The 21237-nt window shown below is 53.3% G+C and carries 16 protein-coding genes; 6 read left to right on the plus strand and 10 right to left on the minus strand.

The features are described 5' to 3' along the window. Window positions 1-19: 19 nt before the first annotated feature. The 9 genes from phnK to treB all read right to left on the minus strand — a co-directional run bounded on the left by phnK (window position 20) and on the right by treB (window position 8805). Entirely contained in the window at window positions 20-808 is a 789-nt protein-coding gene (gene phnK / locus SPM24T3_RS10910; protein ID WP_009636808.1) for a phosphonate C-P lyase system protein PhnK, read from the minus strand. Continuing rightward, window positions 805-1680 (minus strand): alpha-D-ribose 1-methylphosphonate 5-phosphate C-P-lyase PhnJ, encoded by an 876-nt coding sequence (locus SPM24T3_RS10915; RefSeq protein WP_009636809.1) that lies wholly within the window; start codon window positions 1678-1680, stop codon window positions 805-807. Before SPM24T3_RS10915 ends, phnK begins: the two co-directional genes overlap by 4 nt. Beyond that, a complete protein-coding gene (locus SPM24T3_RS10920; protein WP_009636810.1) occupies window positions 1670-2761 on the minus strand; it encodes a carbon-phosphorus lyase complex subunit PhnI in 1092 nt (363 codons plus the stop codon). Before SPM24T3_RS10920 ends, SPM24T3_RS10915 begins: the two co-directional genes overlap by 11 nt. Next, a complete protein-coding gene (phnH, locus tag SPM24T3_RS10925) occupies window positions 2761-3342 on the minus strand; it encodes a phosphonate C-P lyase system protein PhnH (protein ID WP_009636812.1) in 582 nt (193 codons plus the stop codon). The genes SPM24T3_RS10920 and phnH overlap by 1 nt, the downstream gene beginning before the upstream one ends. Before the next feature lie 2 nt (window positions 3343-3344). Next, window positions 3345-3788 (minus strand): phosphonate C-P lyase system protein PhnG, encoded by a 444-nt coding sequence (gene phnG, locus SPM24T3_RS10930; RefSeq protein ID WP_009636813.1) that lies wholly within the window; start codon window positions 3786-3788, stop codon window positions 3345-3347. Then, window positions 3788-4516 (minus strand): phosphonate metabolism transcriptional regulator PhnF, encoded by a 729-nt coding sequence (gene phnF, locus SPM24T3_RS10935; protein WP_192807946.1) that lies wholly within the window; start codon window positions 4514-4516, stop codon window positions 3788-3790. The genes phnG and phnF overlap by 1 nt, the downstream gene beginning before the upstream one ends. Window positions 4517-4903: 387 nt before the next feature. Next, window positions 4904-5368 (minus strand): anaerobic ribonucleoside-triphosphate reductase-activating protein, encoded by a 465-nt coding sequence (nrdG, locus tag SPM24T3_RS10940; protein WP_009636815.1) that lies wholly within the window; start codon window positions 5366-5368, stop codon window positions 4904-4906. 4 nt (window positions 5369-5372) lie between these two features. Next, complete coding sequence (nrdD, locus tag SPM24T3_RS10945) at window positions 5373-7232, minus strand: anaerobic ribonucleoside-triphosphate reductase (RefSeq protein WP_086013224.1); 1860 nt, start codon at window positions 7230-7232, stop codon at window positions 5373-5375. A 157-nt stretch (window positions 7233-7389) separates the two neighbouring features. Then, window positions 7390-8805: a PTS trehalose transporter subunit IIBC gene (gene treB, locus SPM24T3_RS10950; protein WP_009636817.1), complete on the minus strand. Its 1416-nt coding sequence runs from the start codon at window positions 8803-8805 to the stop codon at window positions 7390-7392. Window positions 8806-9272: 467 nt separating this feature from the next. On the opposite strand from treB, the gene mgtA reads away from it, so the two are divergent. Continuing rightward, window positions 9273-11984, plus strand: coding sequence for a magnesium-translocating P-type ATPase (gene mgtA / locus SPM24T3_RS10955; RefSeq protein WP_009636818.1), 2712 nt, complete (start codon window positions 9273-9275; stop codon window positions 11982-11984). A gap of 76 nt (window positions 11985-12060) precedes the next feature. On the opposite strand, the gene SPM24T3_RS10960 is transcribed toward mgtA, so the two are convergent. Beyond that, complete coding sequence (locus tag SPM24T3_RS10960; protein WP_009636819.1) at window positions 12061-12984, minus strand: nucleoside hydrolase; 924 nt, start codon at window positions 12982-12984, stop codon at window positions 12061-12063. 357 nt (window positions 12985-13341) lie between these two features. On the opposite strand from SPM24T3_RS10960, the gene SPM24T3_RS10965 reads away from it, so the two are divergent. The 5 genes from SPM24T3_RS10965 to SPM24T3_RS10985 all read left to right on the plus strand — a co-directional run bounded on the left by SPM24T3_RS10965 (window position 13342) and on the right by SPM24T3_RS10985 (window position 20966). Then, window positions 13342-14262: a LysR family transcriptional regulator gene (locus tag SPM24T3_RS10965; protein ID WP_009636820.1), complete on the plus strand. Its 921-nt coding sequence runs from the start codon at window positions 13342-13344 to the stop codon at window positions 14260-14262. Between the two features lie 275 nt (window positions 14263-14537). Beyond that, window positions 14538-16910, plus strand: a complete 2373-nt coding sequence (locus SPM24T3_RS10970; protein WP_009636821.1) for a glycoside hydrolase family 3 C-terminal domain-containing protein — start codon at window positions 14538-14540, stop codon at window positions 16908-16910. A gap of 56 nt (window positions 16911-16966) precedes the next feature. After that, a complete protein-coding gene (locus SPM24T3_RS10975) occupies window positions 16967-18052 on the plus strand; it encodes an ABC transporter substrate-binding protein (RefSeq protein ID WP_009636822.1) in 1086 nt (361 codons plus the stop codon). Between the two features lie 56 nt (window positions 18053-18108). Then, window positions 18109-19875 (plus strand): ABC transporter permease subunit, encoded by a 1767-nt coding sequence (locus SPM24T3_RS10980; RefSeq protein ID WP_009636823.1) that lies wholly within the window; start codon window positions 18109-18111, stop codon window positions 19873-19875. A 26-nt stretch (window positions 19876-19901) separates the two neighbouring features. Then, entirely contained in the window at window positions 19902-20966 is a 1065-nt protein-coding gene (locus SPM24T3_RS10985) for an ABC transporter ATP-binding protein (protein ID WP_009636824.1), read from the plus strand. Window positions 20967-21237: the final 271 nt, after the last annotated feature.

Raw genomic sequence — 21237 nt, forward strand, 5'->3', positions numbered from 1 at the left:
TATCACTCTTCTGGGGTTCTCAGGACAAAACGGAAGAAACGAGCAGCTGGGTATAAGGATGATGCGGATCGTCGAGAACCCGATCGGTCAGCCCACTTTCCACCACTTGACCCTGTTTCATCACCAGCAAACGGTGCGCCAGCAGTCGCGCTACGCCTAAATCATGGGTCACAATTACCACCGCAAGCTGCATTTCCACCACCAGCGTGCGCAGCAGATCCAGCAGGCGCGCCTGCACGGATACGTCCAGCCCACCGGTTGGTTCATCCATAAATACCAAACGAGGATGGGTCACTAAATTGCGGGCGATTTGCAGGCGCTGCTGCATACCGCCGGAAAAGGTGGTCGGCAGATCGTCGAGGCGTGAAACCGGGATCTCGACATCTTCCAGCCACTGACTGGCTTCCTGACGAATGCGCGAGTAATTACGTTCACCGATAGCCATCAGGCGTTCGCCGATATTGCCCCCGGCAGAAACCTGACGACGCAAGCCATCCATCGGATGCTGATGAACCACGCCCCAATCGGTGCGCAGCAGGCGACGGCGATCGCTTTCCGGCATCTGGTATAAAGACTGCGAAGGCTGCACGCCGTTGTTGTAAATCACCTGGCCCTGCTGCGGTGCAAGACGGGCAGAAATCGATTGCAGCAAAGTGGTTTTACCCGAGCCGGATTCACCGACAATGCCCAGCACTTCGCCAGGATAAAGCTGGAAAGACACGTCGCTAAAACCTTTGCCCGGTGCATAAAGATGGGTCAGGTTTTCTACGCTGAGCAGCGGCGTGGCTGAAGAGTTGACCGGATTCATTGATTATTGACCTCGTGTGAAGATGCGGTTGCAACCTGCTCGGCGCAGTAGTCGGTATCGGAACAGACAAACATTCTGTTGCCGAGATCGTCGAGCACCACCTCGTCGAGATAGCTGTCGTGCGATCCGCAGATGGCACACGGCTGATCCCATTTCTGCACCGTGAACGGGTGATCCTCAAAATCCAGGCTTTCGACTTTGGTAAACGGCGGCAGCGCGTAGATGCGCTTTTCACGACCGGCACCAAACAGTTGTAACGCAGGCATCATGTGCATCTTCGGGTTGTCGAATTTAGGGATCGGCGAAGGATCCATCACGTAGCGATCGTTAACCTTTACCGGATAGGCATAGGTGGTGGCGATATGGCCGAAGCGGGCGATGTCTTCGTAAAGCTTCACCTGCATCACGCCGTATTCCTCCAGCGCGTGCATTTTTCGCGTTTCGGTTTCGCGCGGCTCGATAAAGCGCAATGGCTCGGGGATCGGTACCTGGAATATCAGGATCTGATCCTCAGCCAGAGGCGTTTCGGGAATGCGGTGACGGGTCTGGATCAGCGTGGCGTCACGGGTTTTTTCAGTGGTCTCGGCACCGGCGACATTTTTAAAGAAGCGGCGGATCGACACGGCGTTGGTGGTGTCGTCTGCGCCCTGATCGATAACTTTCAACACGTCCTGCTGGCCGATCACGCTGGCGGTAATCTGGATCCCGCCAGTGCCCCAGCCGTAAGGCATTGGCATTTCACGTCCGGCAAACGGGACCTGATAACCGGGGATCGCTACCGCTTTCAATATTGCCCGGCGGATCATGCGCTTGGTTTGTTCATCCAGATAACCTTGGTTGTAGCCAGTCGCCGTGGTGTTATTATTTTTCATTGGCAATGTCCTTGTCCGCGGCGGCACGCTGTTCACGCAAGCGCTGCAACAGCTCAAGCTCGGCCTGGAAATCGACGTAATGGGGAAGTTTCAAGTGTGAGACGAAACCGGCGGCCTCGACGTTGTCGGCATGCGACAAGACAAATTCTTCGTCCTGCGCCGGGCTACGCACCTGTTCGTTGTATTCGGGCGCTTGCAGGGCCCGGTCTACCAGTGACATCGACATCGCCTTGCGCTCGGCACGACCAAACACTAATCCATAGCCGCGAGTGAAGTGCGGCGGCTTGTCTTGCGGAGTGATAAAACCGTTAACCATTTCGCATTCGGTCAACAGAATCTCGCCAATATCGATGGCAAATCCCAGTTCTTCCGGCACGATTTCCACTGTCAGCCAACCGGTACGAATTTCACCGGCAAAGGGGTGATTACGGCCATAACCGCGCTGGGTGGAATAACTCAACGACAGCAGGAAGCCTTCGTCACCGCGCACCAGCTGTTGCAGGCGAGCAGCACGACTGGCGGGGTAAACTGGCGGCGTGCGGGTAATATCATCTGGCTCGCTGCCGTCATCTTCTTCGCGCGCTGCGAGCTGTTGATTCGCCAGCATTTCGAAGACATGACTGCAAGATTCGGGCAGCATTTCGTCTGCTATCGGCGCCTGTGGGTCCAAACCTTCAGCCAGTAGCGCAAAGTCCAGCAGGCGATGGGTATAGTCATAGGTCGGGCCAAGCACCTGTCCGCCGGGCAAATCTTTGTAGATGGCAGAAACGCGGCGCTCAAGACGCATATTGGCGGTGTTCAGCGGCTGACTGACAGCCAGGCGCGGCAGGGTAGTGCGATAGGCACGCAGCAGAAAAATCGCTTCGACCAGATCCCCTGAAGACTGCTTGATAGCCAGCGCGGCCAGTTGTGGATCGTAAATCCCGCCCTCGCTCATCACTCGATCTACCGCCAGACCCAGCTGTTGCTCGATCTGAGCGGCCTGGATCTCAAAAATCTGCGTATCGCCACGGCGTTGGTGCGCCAGCAGTTCATGGGCGGCCTCGATAGCCTTTTCGCCCCCTTTAACGGCAACGTACATTAGCAGGCCTCCACGCGTGTGGTGCGCGGCAAGGCAAGCAGCTGCTCACCGCAGGTAAACATAAAATCCAGCCCCAGCGGGAAGCGGTGCGGGCGGTTGACAAGATAGTGAGAGACACATTCGGGCAGCAGCGGAGAAACGATGTGTTCCTGCTCGATACCGGGCCCGCGCAGGCGCAGAGGCTGACCGCCGTCGAGTGATTCAAGCTGCACAATCACGGTAGTTGCCAGCTCGGGGGACATTTCGTCGCCGCAGGGGAAGGCTAGCAAAGTGGCGCTGTCGAGCGATCCTTCGACCAGCGCAAAACTGACACTGCGCGGATCGTCGGTTAGCACGGCACCGGTGTGAAAACGCAGGTTCTGGCGCAGAACGTCGTCGTTAAGCTGTGGGCCTATCCACAGCGGCGTATCCTGATCGATAAGGGTTAGCAACACACAGGCACTGGCGGAGCCCAGCACGCCAAATCCTGGCATGGTCGGCAGGGTAACTATTGAGCCTGGTTCGCTTAATGCTTTGAGAATACGACGAAAACTGTATTGCGCATCGGCAACCGGACTTTGAAAACTGGCAACAAGTGACATAGTTATTCTCCGCGAACCAGAGTGAAGAAATCGACACGGCTAGAGGCAATCTCACGGGCGCGTTGTTCACGACGAGCCTGCTGGCTGGCGGCCAGAGGCGCAATCACGCGTTTGTGGATTAACTCTTCCATACCAGAGACTTGCAGCAGGGCATCGATCACAGCGCAGAGTTCGGCGTGGGCTTTGTCGCGACCGCGCACGTAGCTGTAGCCGTAGACGCCGGACTCAAGTTGCACCACGGCACGGGTGACGGTCATATCACCCATTACGAAGCGTTTTCCGGTGCCGCCCATCCGGGCCTGGAGCTGGGTCAGACCGGTTTCTGCCGGCCGTAAACATTCAAAAGTCGGACTAAGATTCAACGGCTGCCAGTGTTCAAGCAGCTCCGACGGCTGGCTGTGAGCCAACACCGACATCCAGCGTTGACGAGTTTGTAAGGCGTCCATTAGTGCTCCATGGTGAGTTCAATCATGTCAGCGCGCGTGAGACTGACGGAATATTCCGCCACGCTACCGTTGCTATCACAGGTGTTGAGGGTACGTACGCACAGCAGCGGTGCCTGCGGCACTATTTCCAGCAGCTTGCTTTCTTTGGCCAATGCGCGGCGGGCGCTGATGCGGGTGGTGTGGCGGCTCAACGGCTGATGTATCTCGCTACGGATAAAATCGTGCAGCGAACCGCTGTGGAAATTCTGTAATGTGGGCCACCAGTCGAGATCAGGCAGATAATGGTCGATCACGCAGACCGGCACATTGTTTACCCGACGCAGCGTGCGCAGGTGGATCACCGTGTCACCTTCTTCACGACCAATGGCGCTGGCGACATGTTCGACACACGGGCGCAGCACGCCGAGCAGGCGTTCGCTGGTAGGATGACTGCCCTGATCCAGCAGGTTCTGGCTGAATCGCGCCTGAGAATGCAGCGGGTAATCATATGGGCGCATCAACACCAGCGTACCTACGCCCTGACGACGCTGCAGCCAGCCGCGCTCGACCAGCTCGTCAACCGCGCGACGCAGGGTATGGCGGTTAACCTGAAAACGATCGGCAAGCTGATTTTCCGGTGGCAGATAATCGCCGCAGCGGTAGGTGTTGCGCAGCTCTTGTTCCAGCTGGGCGGCAATCTGTTGATAGCGGGTAGGGTAAGTGGTCGGATGTCTAGATAAGTCCATCATAACGAATGCCTCGCTGCCTGTTGTGCAGATAAAGCACCGTTGGCAAAAGAGCACCTGACATGACGTTTGGCGCGTGGGTGATTCTCGGAGATGGAGCCAAAAGTTTGCATAGTGTCAACCTCAGTTCGACGTTGGCACCATCTTGAACACGATAAATGACAGTTCGGTGAAGCGGGGATTGCAGGAAGATGAATAATATTGGGCGACGTCTCGTAAAATAAAGCGATGCCGCTTTACTCGAAAAGTCAGAAGATTACTATTTGCTTCCACAGCTCGTTGGGATGAAAGAGTGTTTATTAATAGCAATATTCAGTTTATGAAAATGTGGAAGCGGGGGAGCAAAGCCTATCCTTATCCATTTTATTAACGGGTTTTTTAAGATATAAGCTAACGCAAAACGTGAATATCCTGATTACTGCTGCCGCGCCATATAAGCGACGGGTCGCGCAGTTCCTGAATAAACCTTCCATCAATTAATACGCTTATTTCGCCGACAATTTTCCATTGTTCAAGGCTAAGTTCATTCAGGCAGTAACCGGTCCATAGCCAAATATCTTTTCCGGGGCATTCACAATTAATTCTTTGCACCAGCCGCTTAACCGCCGACAGATTTTGCGGATGCAAAGGGTCACCGCCGGAGAGTGATAGCCCCTGTCGCGGAATGGCCGTATCTTGTAAATCGGTAATGATCTGGTTTTCCAGCGCCAGCGTAAAAGGCAGGCCCGAGTCTGGCCGCCAGGTACTCTGGTTATAGCACCCGCGACATTGATGAACGCAGCCAGAAACGAACAACGTGCAGCGCGTACCCGGCCCGTTGACAACGTCGATAGGATGATACTGATGATAATTCATGAGATTACCTCAATTTTCCTACGCTGAGATGTTTAACGCGTCGCTTAACTTCTTCCTGTTTGCCGGCATTAAAAGGCCGTGCATCAGGGCTGCCGAGATAGCCGCATACCCGGCGGGTCACCGAGACTCTCGAGGCGTCGTGATTGCCGCATTTTGGGCAGGTAAACCCTTTGCTGGTACAGGAAAATTCGCCGGTAAATCCGCATTCGTAGCATTCATCGATCGGCGTATTGGTACCGTAGTAGGGCACGCGGGAATAGCTATAGTCCCACACGTCTTCCAAAGCCTGCAGGTTATGCTGCAAGTTGGGATACTCGCCGTAGCAGATGAATCCGCCGTCGCTAACCGGTGGATAGGGCGCTTCAAAATCGAGCTTTTGGTAAGGATTGACCTTCTTCTCGACGTCAAGATGAAAGCTGTTGGTGTAATAACCTTTGTCGGTAACGCCGGGTATTACGCCAAACTCGGCGCTGTCCAGACGGCAGAAACGGTCGCAGAGATTTTCGCTGGGCGTGCTGTATAAGCTAAAGCCGTAGCCGGTTTCACGTTTCCAGCTTTCGGTCGCTGCCTTGAGGCGAGCGACAATCGCCAGGGCCTTATCGCGCAGCGCCGCCGAGTCATACAGGTGGATCTCGTTTCCAAACAGGGCATTAACCGTTTCATGAACGCCAATATAGCCCAGCGAAATCGAGGCACGACCGTGTTTGAAAATCTCGCTGATATCGTCATCTGCCCGCAAACGCACGCCGCAGGCGCCTTCCATATAGAGGATGGGTGCTACGCGAGCTTTTACGCCATCGAGCCGGGCGATACGCGTCATAAGGGCTTTTTTTGCCAGCAGCAGGCGTTGATCGAGCAAGGCCCAGAAGGCGTTTTCGTCCCCTTTTGCCTGCAAGGCAATGCGCGGCAGGTTCAGGCTGATCACCCCGATATTGTTGCGCCCTTCATGGATCTGCTCACCATTTTCCTCATAAACACCGAGAAAACTGCGACATCCCATCGGCGTTTTAAAGGAGCCGGTAACTTTAACCACCTGATCATAATTGAGAATATCGGGGTACATGCGCTTGCTGGCACATTCTAATGCCAGCTGTTTGATATCGTAATTTTCATCTCCAGCCTTGTGATTGAGGCCTTCACGGATGGCAAATACCAGCTTGGGAAATACCGCCGTTTTACTGTTCTTACCGAGACCGGCAATGCGGTTGTGCAGAATTGACTGCTGGATCAGCCGCGACGCCCAGCCGGTTCCCAGCCCAAAACCAAAGGTCACAAAAGGCGTCTGGCCATTGGCAGTGTGCAGGGTGTTGACTTCATATTCCAGCGACTGGAAAGCGTCATAACACTCTTTCTCGGTGAGCTGGCGTGCATAGGACTCAATATCGGCAATCGCCCATTGTCGAGCCGTTTTTTTATGCTTCTCAAAGCTTTGCATCACGAAAGGCGCGAGGATTTCATCAATGCGATTAATGGTGGTGCCGCCGTAAATGTGGCTGGCAACCTGAGCAATGATCTGCGCGGTTACGGCAGTGGCGGTCGAGATTGATTTTGGTGTATCAATTTCAGCGTTACCCATTTTGAATCCCTGATTCAGCATGCCTTTGAGGTCGATCAGCATGCAATTGAACATCGGGAAAAAAGGTGAGTAATCTAAATCGTGATAGTGAATATCGCCGCGCTCATGTGCCTGCACGACATCGTCCGGCAAAATGTGCTCGCGGGCGTAGTGTTTGGCGACGATACCGGCTAGCAAATCCCGCTGAGTGGGAATTACCTTGCTGTCTTTATTGGCATTTTCGTTTAGCAGCGCCGGATTGCTCTGCTCCATCAAGCCGCGAATTTCCTGATAAAGGCGGCCGCCCATCGTGGGTTTGATGGTGATTAAGTCAGAGGTTTCAGGTTTCACAATTCAGGTCCTTTTAAATTAACTCACTACATGTAGCGTTGTTACTTACTATATACGCTACATGTAGATATCTCCTTGAGATTAATGCCGCCAAAATTGATGTAAAACAAAGAAGTCAGTTATTGAATTCTCCCCGTTTAAGCTTGCGTTTATAGACGGCGATAGTCAGTACTAACGGCACCAGTATGGCTATCAGCATTGCAATGCCATACAGGCTCCAGAATTGGGTCTTGATCGATAGGATTGCCGGTAAGCCGCCGACGCCGATACCGTTGGCGGTCACGCCGTTTAAGCCGCAAAGCAGAGCAGCGAGGGCCGATCCGATCATGCCGCACAGCATAGGGAAACGATATTTAAGGTTAATGCCGTACAGCGCCGGTTCAGTAACGCCAAGATAGGCCGAGATGGTGGCGGGCACAGAAATCTCCCGCTCATTGTGTTTGCGGCTGATGATCACCATGCCGAGTACTGCGCTGGCCTGCGCCATATTAGAGAGGGCGATTAGCGGCCAGACTGGCGTACCTCCGGTGCTTTGCACCATCTGCATATCGATAGCCAGCGTGGTTTGATGCACGCCAGTGATCACCAGCGGTGCATACAAGAAGCCAAATATTGTGGCACCGATGGGCGCGAGGCTGCCGGTCATCGCTGTTTTCACCACCCAGGCTACGCCATTACCGACTGTACGACCAAACGGTCCAATCAGCGTATGCGCCAGAAAAACGGCAATTAACAGCGAAACGACAGGTACAATCACGAGTTGCAGATAGCTAGGCACTATTTTCTTTAGACCGTTCTCAATCCACACCAGCGCTATTCCGACCAGCATCGACGGAATAACCTGTGCCTGATAACCCACTTTCTCGACGGTAAACCAGCCAAAATTCCACACTTCAGGCGTTTGCTGCCCTAACTGATAGGCATTCATAAGCTGTGGCGAAACCAGCGTAATACCCAGCACAATCCCCAGAATCTCGGTGCCGCCGAGTTTTTTTACCGTCGACCAACACACAGCCACGGGCAGAAACATAAAAATTGCTTCGCCGAGCAACCACAGGAAATCGTAGACGGTTTTCCATAGCGGATAGATATTGGCCAGCGATTGCCCGTGATCAAACGGAATGTCGCCGATAAGATTGCGAAAGCCGAGAATCAAGCCACCGCTGATTAATGCTGGCAACAGCGGGAAAAATATCTCGGCGATGTGCGAGATCACACGTTCAAAGAGATTCATATTTTGTCGTGCGGCCGCCTTGGTCTCGGCCTTGCTGGCACTTTTTTTCCCGGAAATGGCGATAAGCGCCTGATAATAATCGTCAACTTCTGGACCGATGACGACCTGAAATTGCCCGGCATTGGTGAAACAGCCTTTGACCATGCGCAGATCTTCAATCTGTTTGGGATGGGCCTTGGCGGGATCGTTAAGGGCAAAACGCAGGCGGGTAATACAGTGCGTCACGGAGGCGATATTTTCGCTGCCGCCGACTAATTCGAGCAGGCGCTCAACGTCCTGTTGGTTTATTTTGCTCATATTTTCAGCCTTTTCGATATTTAGGTTAAAAGATAAGCATAACTGGGGAATATAAACCTGCCTGTTTGATACTCATCGTTGTGGTTTAGATTCGGTTAATAATTAATGGCGTACAATACACTTGCTAAATTGATCCAGATCGATTCAGTCATGGCCGAATGCGTCATAATGCATTCCGCCGACCTTCAACTTACCGAGAAATTATTATGGATCCCGACCCCAACGCAGTAGGTCCGTCTTGATCCGGTAAGCACCCGCTTTTTCGCTGCTGCTTGCCGGATAACATTAGGTAAGCAGCAGCGCGCTCTCTCTTTGATTGCCCGCTCTGCCTTTTAAACTTGCCAGCCTGTGGCTGATGCACTCCGTGCTTGACGTTTTTTTTCAGCGTTAATGGCGTTCGTTCGCCTGCGTCTTGAAAAAACGTTTAACGGGGCGATTCGGCGCGTGGGAGCAAGAAGGGTACGAGTATGTTCAAAACTATTACACAAAGGCTGTATAACGTTTTCAGCCGCACTTTGCCACGTCGTCTTATCCGTCGTTCTCCCATGCTGGAAAATTCCCGGCCGACAGCGGGTCATGACGTGCCGCCCTCTATTGTCGAACACTGCCAGGCCTGTGCCCGCGCCAGTGCACAACAGCTTTATGCACAATTTAACAGCCACGATGAAGGGTTAACCCAAGCCGAGGCCGACGCCATCCGTGAACGCGTTGGAGCCAATCAAACCGACGACCAGCAGCCTCAGCCCTGGTGGCAACACCTGTGGATCTGTTATCGCAATCCTTTCAACCTGTTGCTGACCATTCTGGCCGCGGTGTCTTATGCCACCGAAGACATGAAAGCGACGCTGGTGATCGGCAGCATGGTGGTGATTTCTACGCTGATGCGTTTTGTGCAGGAAGCTCGTTCGAATAAAGCGGCAGATGCGCTGAAGGCGATGGTCAGTAATACGGCCACCGTGCTGCGCAGCGACGCGCAAACTGGCCATAGCGCAAGCATTGAGTTGCCGATTAATCAACTGGTGCCGGGTGATTTGGTCAAGCTGTCTGCGGGTGACATGATCCCGGCGGACCTGCGCATTTTGTCTGCCAAAGACTTGTTTATCAGTCAGGCGGCGCTGACCGGCGAATCGCTGCCGGTAGAGAAACAGGCTAACAGCCGGATGCCGTTGGATTGCGATCCCCTTGAGCAGGATACGCTGTGCTTTATGGGCACCAATGTTATTAGCGGGACGGCGATTGCGATAGTGATTTCCACCGGCGCTCAGACTTGGTTCGGCCAGCTTGCCGAGCGGGTGATCCGCCAGGATGAACAGCCAAACGCCTTCCAGCGCGGGATCAGCAAAGTCAGTTGGTTGTTGATCCGTTTTATGATGGTGATGACGCCAATTGTGTTGCTGATAAACGGCTATACCAAAGATGATTGGTGGGAAGCGGCGCTGTTCTCACTGTCTGTTGCGGTAGGCCTGACACCAGAAATGCTGCCGATGATTGTGACTTCGACACTGGCAAAAGGGGCGGTGAAACTGTCGCGTCAGAAAGTTATCGTCAAACATCTGGATGCGATTCAAAACTTTGGTGCCATGGATATTTTGTGTACCGATAAAACCGGCACGCTGACTCAGGATAAAATCATTCTTGAGCGCCATACCGACGTTTTGGGCACGACCAGCGACCGCGTTTTGCATCTGGCGTGGCTGAACAGTCATTATCAGACTGGCCTGAAAAACCTGCTCGACGTCGCCGTGCTCGAAGGCGCCGAGGCGGCGCAGAACCAGCAAACCATGCACTGCTACAGCAAGGTCGATGAGATCCCGTTTGATTTTGATCGCCGTCGTATGTCGGTAGTGGTTTGCGAATCTACCGATTATCATCGTCTGATCTGCAAAGGCGCGCTGGAAGAGATCCTGTCAATCTGTTCACAGGTGCAACTTGATGATGTAGCCGTGCCATTGACCGAAGAACTGCTGCAAAGAATTCGCGGTATCACTGACGACCTGAACCAGCAGGGGCTTCGCGTAGTCGCTGTCGCGCATAAAGCGATGCCGGCCCGAACCCGCGATTACGCGGTGGCCGACGAGTCTGACCTGATTCTGGCCGGATATATCGCCTTCCTCGATCCACCAAAAGAGAGCACGGCTCCCGCGCTGAAAGCCTTGCAGGCCAAAGGGGTGACCGTGAAGATCCTCACTGGAGACAATCCGCTGGTGGCAAGAAAAGTCTGTCGGGATGTCGGTCTGGCAGTGGACAAGATCCTGATTGGCAGTGAAGTAGAATTATTGAGCGATGCCGAGTTGGCCGAGGTGGCCAAAACGACCAGCGTGTTCGCCAAACTGGCACCGCTGCATAAAGAACGCATTGTGCGCGTGCTGCGCGAGCAGGGTCACGTGGTGGGCTTTATGGGCGACGGCATCAACGATGCACCTGCGCTGCGAGCCGCGGATATTGGTATTTCCGTGGATTCGGCGGTGGATATTGCCAAAGAAGCGGCCGATATCATTCTGCTGGAAAAAAGCCTGATGGTGCTGGAGCAGGGCGTGACCGAGGGGCGTCGTACCTTTGCCAACATGCTGAAATATATCAAGATGACCGCCAGCTCCAACTTCGGTAACGTGTTCAGCGTATTGGTAGCCAGCGCCTTTCTGCCATTCCTGCCAATGCTGCCTTTGCACTTGCTGGTGCAGAATCTGATTTACGATGTCTCGCAGGTAGCGATCCCGTTTGATAACGTCGATGAAGAGCAGTTGGCGAAGCCACAGCGTTGGAACGCCGGTGATATTGGTCGCTTTATGGTGTTTTTTGGCCCGATCAGTTCGGTGTTCGATATTTTGACTTTTTCGCTGATGTGGTGGGTGTTCAAGGCTAATACGCCTGAAATGCAGACTTTGTTCCAGTCCGGCTGGTTTATCGAAGGACTGCTGTCGCAGACGCTGATTGTTCATATGATCCGCACCCGTAAAGTGCCGTTCATTCAGAGCCGCGCCTCCTGGCCGCTGTGTGTAATGACGCTGTTAGTGGTGGTAGTCGGTATTGGCCTGATTTTCACTCCTGCGGCTGGATTCCTGCAATTGCAGGCGCTGCCGCTGAGCTACTTCCCGTGGCTCATCCTGATCCTGTCGGCGTATATGGTGCTGACTCAAGGGGTGAAAGGCTACTTCGTTCGCCGCTACGGCTGGCAGTAATTCATTGATTTAGCATTAATACAAAGCCCTCTGGCGACTCTGCGCGGGAGGGCTTTTTTAATTAACAACTTAGAATTCACGACGGCAGCAGCGAAAGGCGTTCTGCCAACAGCGCCAGCAGTGCAGGGTTATCTACGTCAGTCATTACCTCGATATTAGTTGCAAGGTCTTGTAGATGGCGCGATTTAACCGCAACCAACGTTTGGCCGCGATGGATATCATCCTGATAGCTGACGCTTACTCTGCCCGCTACGCCGGTAAACAGGTTAGGGTTAATCAGCCAGGCAATAACGCACGGATCGTGAAGGCAAGGATCGCTGGCACCGTAGCTGCGCATCATTGCACACGCTGTTTCCAGCAGCGGGCTAACCTGTTGCAATTCTTCAAGATAAGGCGCGTTTATCTTGGCTTGTAAAGTCACGTCGAGACCAAACATTACTTGCGGGATCCCGGCGCTTAACACCACCTGCGCCGCCCACGGATCGACGTAAATATTAAATTCAGCTACCGGAGAAACGTTGCCCTGGCAAAAAGCTGCGCCGCCCATAAACACCAGCTGCTTGATTTTCGGGACAATACTGGGATCTTTAATGATAGCCAGGGCGATATTGGTCATCGGACCGATGGGGCATAAAGTGACCTGCCCCGGCTCGGCGTGAACAGTGTGAATGATGTAGTCGACGGCGTGCTGTGTTTGCAGACCAAAGCCCGGTTCCGGCAGAGAGACATTACCCAGCCCGTCATTGCCATGAACCTTGGATTCCCAGCCTTTTGCCTCAAGCATGGGGCGGCTGCATCCAGCATAAACCGGAATATCTTCCCGCCCCGCGAGAGTTAAAATACGTCGCGCATTATAGGCGGTTCTCTCCAGCGGCACATTGCCTGCAACCGTGGTAATTCCCAGTAATTCAATCTCTTGTGGCGAAGCTAGCGCCAGCAAAATGGCGATGGCGTCGTCTACGCCCGGATCGCAGTCGAGAATGATTTTGTGTAATGCCATAGGCCACCTTGCTTGAGATTGAACCGCGTGAATGCTGATTGTCTGGGTTATCAAACTAGCCGCCTTAATTGACTTCGGCAACTCGTTTTATGCGAGGAGGATGCGATAGAAAATAGCGTTAACTTAAGTTGCACCTTAATCGGGCAATTTATCGGGCTGATGGGTTTTCAGGAAAATCAGGATAGGTATTATTGCGAAAAATCTTGCCCTAAATAATATAAATGTGATTTTTATCAATTAGTTGAGAAATAAAGAAAGTGAAGTGTGAGTTGGTACAAAGCTTGCTTAAACCTTGCAAGATAGGTTTTTCCTCGTCTTACCACTTCGGTTCATCTTTTTTTTAGAGGCATCATCATCATGGCTCACTATACGCTGCGTCAGCTTAAATACTTCGTCACTGTCGTGGAATGCAGCAGTATTGCCGAAGCTTCGCGGCAGCTGCATATCGCGCAACCCTCTATTTCTCAAGCTATTAAAGGATTGGAAGAGAGTTTCGGCGTGCAGCTGTTTATCCGCCATCACGCGCAGGGTGTATCGCTGACCTCCAGTGGCCGCCGTTTCTACACCAAGGCGCAGGAACTGCTGCGGATGTCCTATAACTTCGAGCAGAATGCGTTGGCCGACAACGACGTGGTCTGCGGGCAGATTTCCATTGGCTGTTTCGAAACCGCTGCGCCGCTATATTTGCCACGCCTGCTGACCGGCTTTCGCCGCCATTATCCGGGAGTCGAGATCCACATTTATGACGGTGAACAAAACGAGTTGGTACAGGGCCTGAGCAATGGGCGTTTCGACGTAGCGATTATGTATCATCACGATCTCGACGACAGCATTATCACCCATCCATTAAACGCACCGCAGAAGCCTTATGTGTTGCTGCCTGCCGACCATCCGCTGGCTAAAAAATCCCACGTCACGTTGCGCGAACTGAGCCAGGAACCGATGATTTTGCTCGACGTGCTGCCGAGTAAACACTATTTCGTCAGCCTGTTTACTGAACAGGGACTGTCTCCGCAAATTGCCTTTGCCTCGCCGTCGATTGAAATGGTGCGCGGCATGGTCGGGCAAGGGCTGGGTTTCTCTATTCTCGTTACCCGCCCGCATTCTCATTACACCTATGATGGACAGCGCGTGGCAATGGTTGAGCTTGCAGAAGAGGTAAGCCCTTCTGCGCTGGTGATTGCCCAGTTGAGAAGCGCGCAGGCCACCAAGCCAGCACAACTGTTTGTGGATTACTGCATCCAACAGATTCTCACGCCGATCGCCGCCGTTGCCTGATGTTTACAGAGTAATCTGCTGCTATTTCAGGGAGTTGTAAATAGAAAAATAGGCAGCGGATTCTTCGGTAACGTAATGAAAAACAATATTATTTTACTTTATTGAGCCGGACAAAACCTCTGAAGGTCCTACCGAATTAACCTCTGATTAGGTTTTTTAACTTCACTAGCCATTAATTAACTAATTTCGCCTATACAGGTTCCCGCTCAGGATAAGGGTCATACGTTCGCGCCCCCTTTGGGCAGGACCTAAACGGATCCTCAGGAGTCAACAGCATGAGTAATAAAGAGATCCTCGAACAGGACGCAGTGTCGATGAGTGAAACAATGACCGCTCAGGAACAGGCATCGCTGTTAAGCGGACATCGCATGTGGAAAACCGAGAAAATTGATCGTCTGGGCGTTCCACACATTGTAATGACCGACGGCACCTATGGCGTGCGTTATTCAATCCAGCAAATTGAGCAAGACGAGAAGGGCGGTCAGGATTTTGCTGCGTTTCTGAACGTGGTAAATCAGCGCGCTAAAGACGTTGAAATTGCCTGGGGAACGATGAAACCGGCGACCTGTTTTCCTAACGGCTCCAGCTTTGCCTGTTCGTGGGATGTGGAGCTGGCGCTAACACTCGGAACCGCTCTGGGGCAGGAATGCCAGAATCTGGGCGTTCATTTGCTTTTAGGGCCGGGCATCAACATTCGCCGCACGCCGCTGGGCGGTCGCAGCTACGAATACTATTCTGAAGATCCGGTGATTTCCGGCGATATCGCTGCGGGGGTGATTAACGGCCTGCAACAGCAGGGTGTCGGCGCATCGCTTAAACACTTTGCCTGCAACAACTCTGAGGTCGAGCGCACGACGATGGACTCGATTGTCGACGAGCGCGCGCTGCGTGAAATCTATCTTCGCGGCTTCGAACGTGCAGTTCGCCAGAGTCAGCCATGGACCGTCATGAGTTCCTACAACCGCCTGAACGGCGTGCATACCGCCGAAAATCGTTGGTTGCTGACTGATGTTCTGCGCAATGACTGGGGATTCACTGGCGTGGTAGTCGCTGACTGGCACGGGATTAAAGAACGCCCAGAGTCGCTGTTGGCAGGCAATGATCTCGATATGCCGGAAAGTGAAAGCCGTAAAGCGCAGTTGCTGGCCGCGCTGGAAGATGGCCGCATCGATAGAAAAATTGCCGAGCAGTCCTGTCGCCGAATTCTTTCGCTGGTGCAGAAAGCCAAGGCCGCCGAACGCCGCGATACGCAGGTTGATTATAATCAGCATCATCAGCTAGCCCGCAGTATGGTTGCTGAATCTATCGTGTTGCTCAAAAACGATCGCAAACTATTGCCGCTGGAGGCTGAAAGCTGTTCACGCCTGCTGGTGATTGGCGAAGGCGCTACAGTGCCGGTGATCCAGGGTTCTGGCTGTGCGACGACTGTGCCGACAGAGGTTGATATTCCGCTCGACGAGATGAACAAACTGGCTGCAGACCAGATGAACGTGCGGTGGATTCAAGGCACCTCAGAGCTTGAGTCTCTGCGTGATGCGCTGATCGAGGAGGCCTGTGCCGCTGCCGCAGAGGCCGACAAAATTGTTATTTTCGCCAGCACTGAAAACGGCTACGACGGCGAAGGTTCAGACCGTACCACCTTGGCGCTGGCGCCAGGCCACGATCGGCTGATTTCTGCTGTCGCGGCTGTTAATCCAAACGTGATCGTGGTGCTGGCTAATCCTGACGCGGTAGTCATGCCGTGGCTGGATGAAGTTGGCGCAGTGGTCGAGACTTTCTTTGCCGGTCAGGCAATGGGTGGCGGCCTGGCTGACGTGCTGTTTGGTAAAGCCAATCCAAGTGGCAAGCTGACCGTGACTTTCCCTAAACGTTTGCAAGATACCCCGACTTGGCTCTCTTATCCGGGTGAGAACGGCAAACATTATTACAGCGAAGGCATTTTTGTCGGTTACCGCTGGTACGACAGCCGCGAAATCGAGCCGCTGTTCCCATTCGGTTTCGGCCTGAGCTACAGCGAATTTACCTACAGCGATATCGAACTGGACAAACAAACGTTGCGCGCGGGCGAAACGGTAGCTGTCAGTTTTACCCTGACCAACAGCGGCACTTGCAGCGGCAAAGAAGTTTGCCAGCTTTACAGCCGTTATCATCAGCCGCGTTTGGCTCGCCCTCATCAAGAGTTGAAGGGTTTCTGCAAGGTTGAGCTGGCTGCCGGTGAAAGCCGTCGCATTACGCTGCAGCTTCCTGCCGATGATTTGCGTTATTACGATACCGGTCGCGGCGAATGGATTCTAGACCACGACCTGATCACTCTGTGTGTTGGCACGCACTCCCGTTCCCTGCCGCTTCAGGCCACGCTGGAATGTCAGTCGGCAGTCGCTCGTTATCGCCTGATTCAGCATGACACTCAGCCGGTATTCGTGCTCGAAAATCCTATTGCCCGCGGCATGTTCAACCAGTTCCTGCAACGCGAGTTAAGCATCAATGAACAGGATGCCGAGCGCATTCTGCAACACTGTGCCAATTCATTCTTCGGAATTTTCACCACTTTTGATCGCCGTTTACGCCAGAGTTTCGATCGTAAAATCTGCGAGCAGCTGATCAAAGAAATCAATCAGGCGATTAAACAGCAAGAAATAGATGCCTGAAACTTTTGTTTAAATTAACCACCAGCCAATAGCCAGCACATACAGGGGACAGGGGAATGAAAAAGATTGGTCATTTATCACGACGCGATGCGATCAAAGCCGGTGTAGGCACGGCCATTACCATGCTGACAGCACCGTCAATTTTGTCGCGCAGTGCTCAGGCGGCCGAGCAGCAGACACTAACGGTTGCCGACGTTGGCGGCCCTTATGGCTTAGGTTTCGGCAAGGCGTTCTATCAGCCTTTCGAAAAAGCTACCGGCATTAAAATTATTAATACCGTTTTAGGGCCTGACCCTGTTCCCCAGTTCCAGATGGCGGTGGACACCAAAACTTACCTGTTCGACGTCGCGCTGCTTAATCCAGAACATCTGGTACGCATGAACAAGCAGCCGAAGAGCTATCTGGAAACGCTGGACATCAAAGTTGCCGACCCGGAGAACTATGTAAAAGGGTCGATTACCCCACAGTTTGCCGGAGTGAGTATTTATGCGCTGGCGCTGGCTTATCGCACCGATACTTTTAATAAAGATAAAGCGCCTAAAAACTGGATCGATTTCTGGAACGCAGACAAATTCCAGGGGCGTCGCGGTTTGTGGCGCAGTCCGGTGTGTACGCTGGAATTGGCCCTGATGGCCGACGGCGTATCGCCTGACAAACTTTACCCGCTGGACGTAGACCGCGCCTTCGCCAGCCTGGACAAGATCCGCAAACATATCGACGTTTGGTGGACCAGCGGCGCGCAGGCTACGCAAATGCTGCAAAGCGGCGAGCTGGATATGATGAGTATCTGGAGCACCCGCGCGCAAACCGCTATCGACGGCGGAGCGCCAGCATCCATCGCCTGGGATCAGGGCCTGTACAACATTGACGGTTGGACCATTCCTAAAGGAAATCCAAAGGCAGCGCTGGCTAATCAGTTTATTCAGTTCTGCATGAACGCCCAGCGTCAGTCGATGTATACCAACGATTTGGCCTGTGGACCGACCAACGTGAAGGCTTATCAGTTTATCGATGCCAAAAAGGCCGCACTGCTGCCAACCGCGCCCGATCACATCAGTGGGCTGCGTGAAATGGATGCCAACTACTGGGGCGATAATCAGGTTGCTCTCACAGAACGTTTTGAAAAGTGGATTATCGGATAAATCATGCGGCGGGGGGCTAACGCGCTCCGCTAATCCTGATCCCCGAGGAGGGCGAATTGAGCTTGCTAGAAACAACCGTGCTTAAACAACCGCAACGCCGTAAAACGCGTCGCCTGCACCCCGCCTGGTTTACGCTGCCGGGCCTGATTTTTTTACTGATCTTCTTGGCCTATCCGACGTTAAAATTGATGATGCTGAGCTTTAACGACGATCAGGGACATTTCTCGCTGGCCATCTGGCAGCAAATGTTTGGCGCGGGCGTGTACGTTAAGGTCATGGTGAATACCTTTGTTATTGCCGCGCAAACCACGCTTGCCTGCTTGCTTTTTGGCTACCCGGTGGCTTACTGGCTTTCGCAGCAGGGCGAAACTATGCGCCGTCGTTTGATGTGGCTGGTATTGCTGCCGTTCTGGACCAGCGCGCTGCTAAAAAACTTTGCCTGGATGGTGCTGCTGTCGCGACGGGGTATTTTGTCTGAAATTCTGATGTCGATGGGCGCCGCGCATCCAATCGACGTGCTTTATACCCGTGGGCTGGTGGTGTTTGCTATCGCCCACAGCATGCTGCCGCTGGCGATTATCACCATGTTGCCGAGCATGACAAGCATCGATGGTGGCCTAATCCGTGCCGGTAAAACCTTGGGTGGATCGGCAAGCCACACCTTCTGGCGGATTTTCTTCCCGCTGTCGATGCCGGGCACTATTGCGGCCTGCCTGCTGGTGTTTATCGGCTCACTGGGTTTCTTTATTACTCCCGCGCTGCTCGGCAGCCCGCAGGATTCTGTGATTGGCCAGTTGCTGATCACCCAGGTGCAACAATTGCTTAACTGGCGTCTTGCTGGTGCAATTGCCATGCTGCTGCTGTTGGCGACGCTGGTGGTTTGTTTCCTCTATGACCGTATTTTCGGCATGTCGGCCATTTCCGGCGGTGAAACACATATCGATACCCATGCTTTAACCCGCCGGGTTGGACACGCGCTATTAAGCTATTTCGCCTACTTCAGTCATTTAGTCACTGAAGGGCTGGCGAGCCTCTTGCGCGGCCATCGTTTTGGCTGGTTATTACCACTATTTAGCTGGCTGGTCATTGCCGTGCTGATCCTGCCGGTAGTTTCTTTCATACCGATGGCATTCAGTAGCTCATCGTTCCTGCAATTCCCGCCGCCGGGCTACTCGCTGCGCTGGATGGAAACTTACCTGAACTCACCAATCTGGACCGGCGCGACGCTGCGTTCGTTTGGCATTGCTCTGGTCTCCGGGGCGCTGGCGACACTGCTGGCCGGGATTGCCGCGTTTGGCGTGGCGCGTAACAGCGGCAAAGGCGGCAGCCTGATTATGATGACCTTCCTGATGCCGATGATCATCCCGAATATCGTCACCGCCGTGGCACTGTTTTATCTGTTCGCCACTATCGGACTGGTGGGAACTGATGTTGGAATTATGCTCGGTCACACTGTGATGGCAATTCCGGTAGTGTTTATTATCATCCTGACCACCTTCAAAAACTACGACTGGCGCTTGGATCAGGCGGCTGGAACTCTAGGGGCAAGCCGTTGGAGGGTGATCCGCGAGGTCACGTTGCCGCTTATCAAAGGCAGTCTGGTGGCGGCATTTATCTTTGGTTTCCTCAACTCTTTTGAAGAGCTGACGGTGGCGATGTTTGTTGGCGGGGGCGTCAAGCAGACACTGCCGAAACAAATGTGGGATGACGTGCTGCTATCGGTTACCCCTACGCTTGCCGCCGCTTCGGTGATTATTCTGGCCATTGTAACCCTATTGTTCATCCTGGCCGAAAGGGCCCGCCGCGATACTGATCCCGCCTGAGGCGGATGCACAAGAATGAGAAAACGATGATGACAACGACCTCCTCTTTTAAACATGAAAAAGTAAAGCTGCAGGCGCAGAAAATTGCCAAAAGCTACGGCCAGACGCAGGTATTGGCCGATCTTGATCTCGACGTTCACAGTGGTGAGCTGCTGACTCTGCTTGGCCCTTCGGGGTCTGGTAAAACCACGCTGCTGCAAATAGTCTGCGGTCTGGTGGAACCGACCTCAGGCTGCCTGATGATTGATGGCAAAGACGAAACCTGGACGCCGGTTCACCAGCGAGATATTGGCGTAGTGTTTCAGAACTACGCGCTGTTCCCACATTTGACCGTTGAAGAGAACATTGCTTTTCCGCTGCGTATGCGCCATCTGCCCAGTGCTGAAATCAATCGAAAGGTGAAGCAGGTGCTGGAGATGGTTGAGCTGGGTCACGTAGCGACTCGCCTGCCTCGCGCACTTTCCGGTGGGCAACAGCAGCGTATCGCGCTGGCCCGCTGTCTGGTTTACCAACCGAGCGTGATACTGATGGATGAGCCGCTGGGCGCGCTGGACCGCCAGCTACGTGAAACCATGCAGATGGAGATAAAACGTATTCATCGCGAGTCCGGCGCGACAATTATTTTCGTGACCCACGATCAGGAGGAGGCGCTGGCGTTGTCTGACCGTATCTGCCTGATGAACGAAGGCAAAATTGCGCAGATTGGCACGCCACAGGAAATCTACGAACGCCCGCAAACCACCTTTGTTGCCGAGTTTATCGGTTTGTCGAATATCCTCGACGGTCAGATTCGCGGCGATGGCCTGCATACTCGCCACGGTGTGTTTCCATTGAACTCAGGGTTGCGTGAAGGTGACAATGCTGCACTGGTGATCCGCCCTGAACATATGCGCATAGCCGAGCAGGGCAGCGGCGTGCTTGAGGGGCTGGTAAGTGAAAGCGTTTATGCGGGATCCGAAACCCGTGTCGTTGTCACACTCGCCGATGGTGAGAAATTTATTGTTCGCAGTTCTGCGCAAACGCCGGTGAGAATTGGCGATCGCGTTTCTCTGAACTGGGACGTACAGAATTCTCGTCTGCTGGCCGTATAATATGCCTTAGGCCCCTGAAGTTATGCTTCTAGGGGCCAAATAAAGAGCTGTTGAAGCACTCAAAAGCAGTGTTTACATTTTAAACCAACACCAACTTGGGTACTCGTTCGCTTTAGGCGAAACTCCTTTCTTGAGGGAAAATCTTATTTATTTTAGCGTAAATCCCTTCCTCCCTCTGAATATCATCATAAGCGGGTGGCTCGCTATCACCATAAATAGAATTTTCATGCATGTCAGTTGGTTGATAGTTTTCGTCACCAAGAACGATTTT

The sequence above is a fragment of the Serratia sp. M24T3 genome (assembly GCF_000257645.1).
Lineage (GTDB): Bacteria > Pseudomonadota > Gammaproteobacteria > Enterobacterales > Enterobacteriaceae > Rouxiella.

Excerpts from the sequence above, each read along its gene's own strand:
- phnK (WP_009636808.1), bottom strand. The coding sequence starts at position 808 with ATGAATCCGGTCAACTCTTCAGCCACGCCGCTGCTCAGCGTAGAAAAC.
- SPM24T3_RS10915 (WP_009636809.1), bottom strand. The coding sequence starts at position 1,680 with ATGAAAAATAATAACACCACGGCGACTGGCTACAACCAAGGTTATCTG.
- SPM24T3_RS10920 (WP_009636810.1), bottom strand. The coding sequence starts at position 2,761 with ATGTACGTTGCCGTTAAAGGGGGCGAAAAGGCTATCGAGGCCGCCCAT.
- phnH (WP_009636812.1), bottom strand. The coding sequence starts at position 3,342 with ATGTCACTTGTTGCCAGTTTTCAAAGTCCGGTTGCCGATGCGCAATAC.
- phnG (WP_009636813.1), bottom strand. The coding sequence starts at position 3,788 with ATGGACGCCTTACAAACTCGTCAACGCTGGATGTCGGTGTTGGCTCAC.
- phnF (WP_192807946.1), bottom strand. The coding sequence starts at position 4,516 with ATGATGGACTTATCTAGACATCCGACCACTTACCCTACCCGCTATCAA.
- nrdG (WP_009636815.1), bottom strand. The coding sequence starts at position 5,368 with ATGAATTATCATCAGTATCATCCTATCGACGTTGTCAACGGGCCGGGT.
- nrdD (WP_086013224.1), bottom strand. The coding sequence starts at position 7,232 with ATGGGCGGCCGCCTTTATCAGGAAATTCGCGGCTTGATGGAGCAGAGC.
- treB (WP_009636817.1), bottom strand. The coding sequence starts at position 8,805 with ATGAGCAAAATAAACCAACAGGACGTTGAGCGCCTGCTCGAATTAGTC.
- mgtA (WP_009636818.1), top strand. The coding sequence starts at position 9,273 with ATGTTCAAAACTATTACACAAAGGCTGTATAACGTTTTCAGCCGCACT.
- SPM24T3_RS10960 (WP_009636819.1), bottom strand. The coding sequence starts at position 12,984 with ATGGCATTACACAAAATCATTCTCGACTGCGATCCGGGCGTAGACGAC.
- SPM24T3_RS10965 (WP_009636820.1), top strand. The coding sequence starts at position 13,342 with ATGGCTCACTATACGCTGCGTCAGCTTAAATACTTCGTCACTGTCGTG.
- SPM24T3_RS10970 (WP_009636821.1), top strand. The coding sequence starts at position 14,538 with ATGAGTAATAAAGAGATCCTCGAACAGGACGCAGTGTCGATGAGTGAA.
- SPM24T3_RS10975 (WP_009636822.1), top strand. The coding sequence starts at position 16,967 with ATGAAAAAGATTGGTCATTTATCACGACGCGATGCGATCAAAGCCGGT.
- SPM24T3_RS10985 (WP_009636824.1), top strand. The coding sequence starts at position 19,902 with ATGATGACAACGACCTCCTCTTTTAAACATGAAAAAGTAAAGCTGCAG.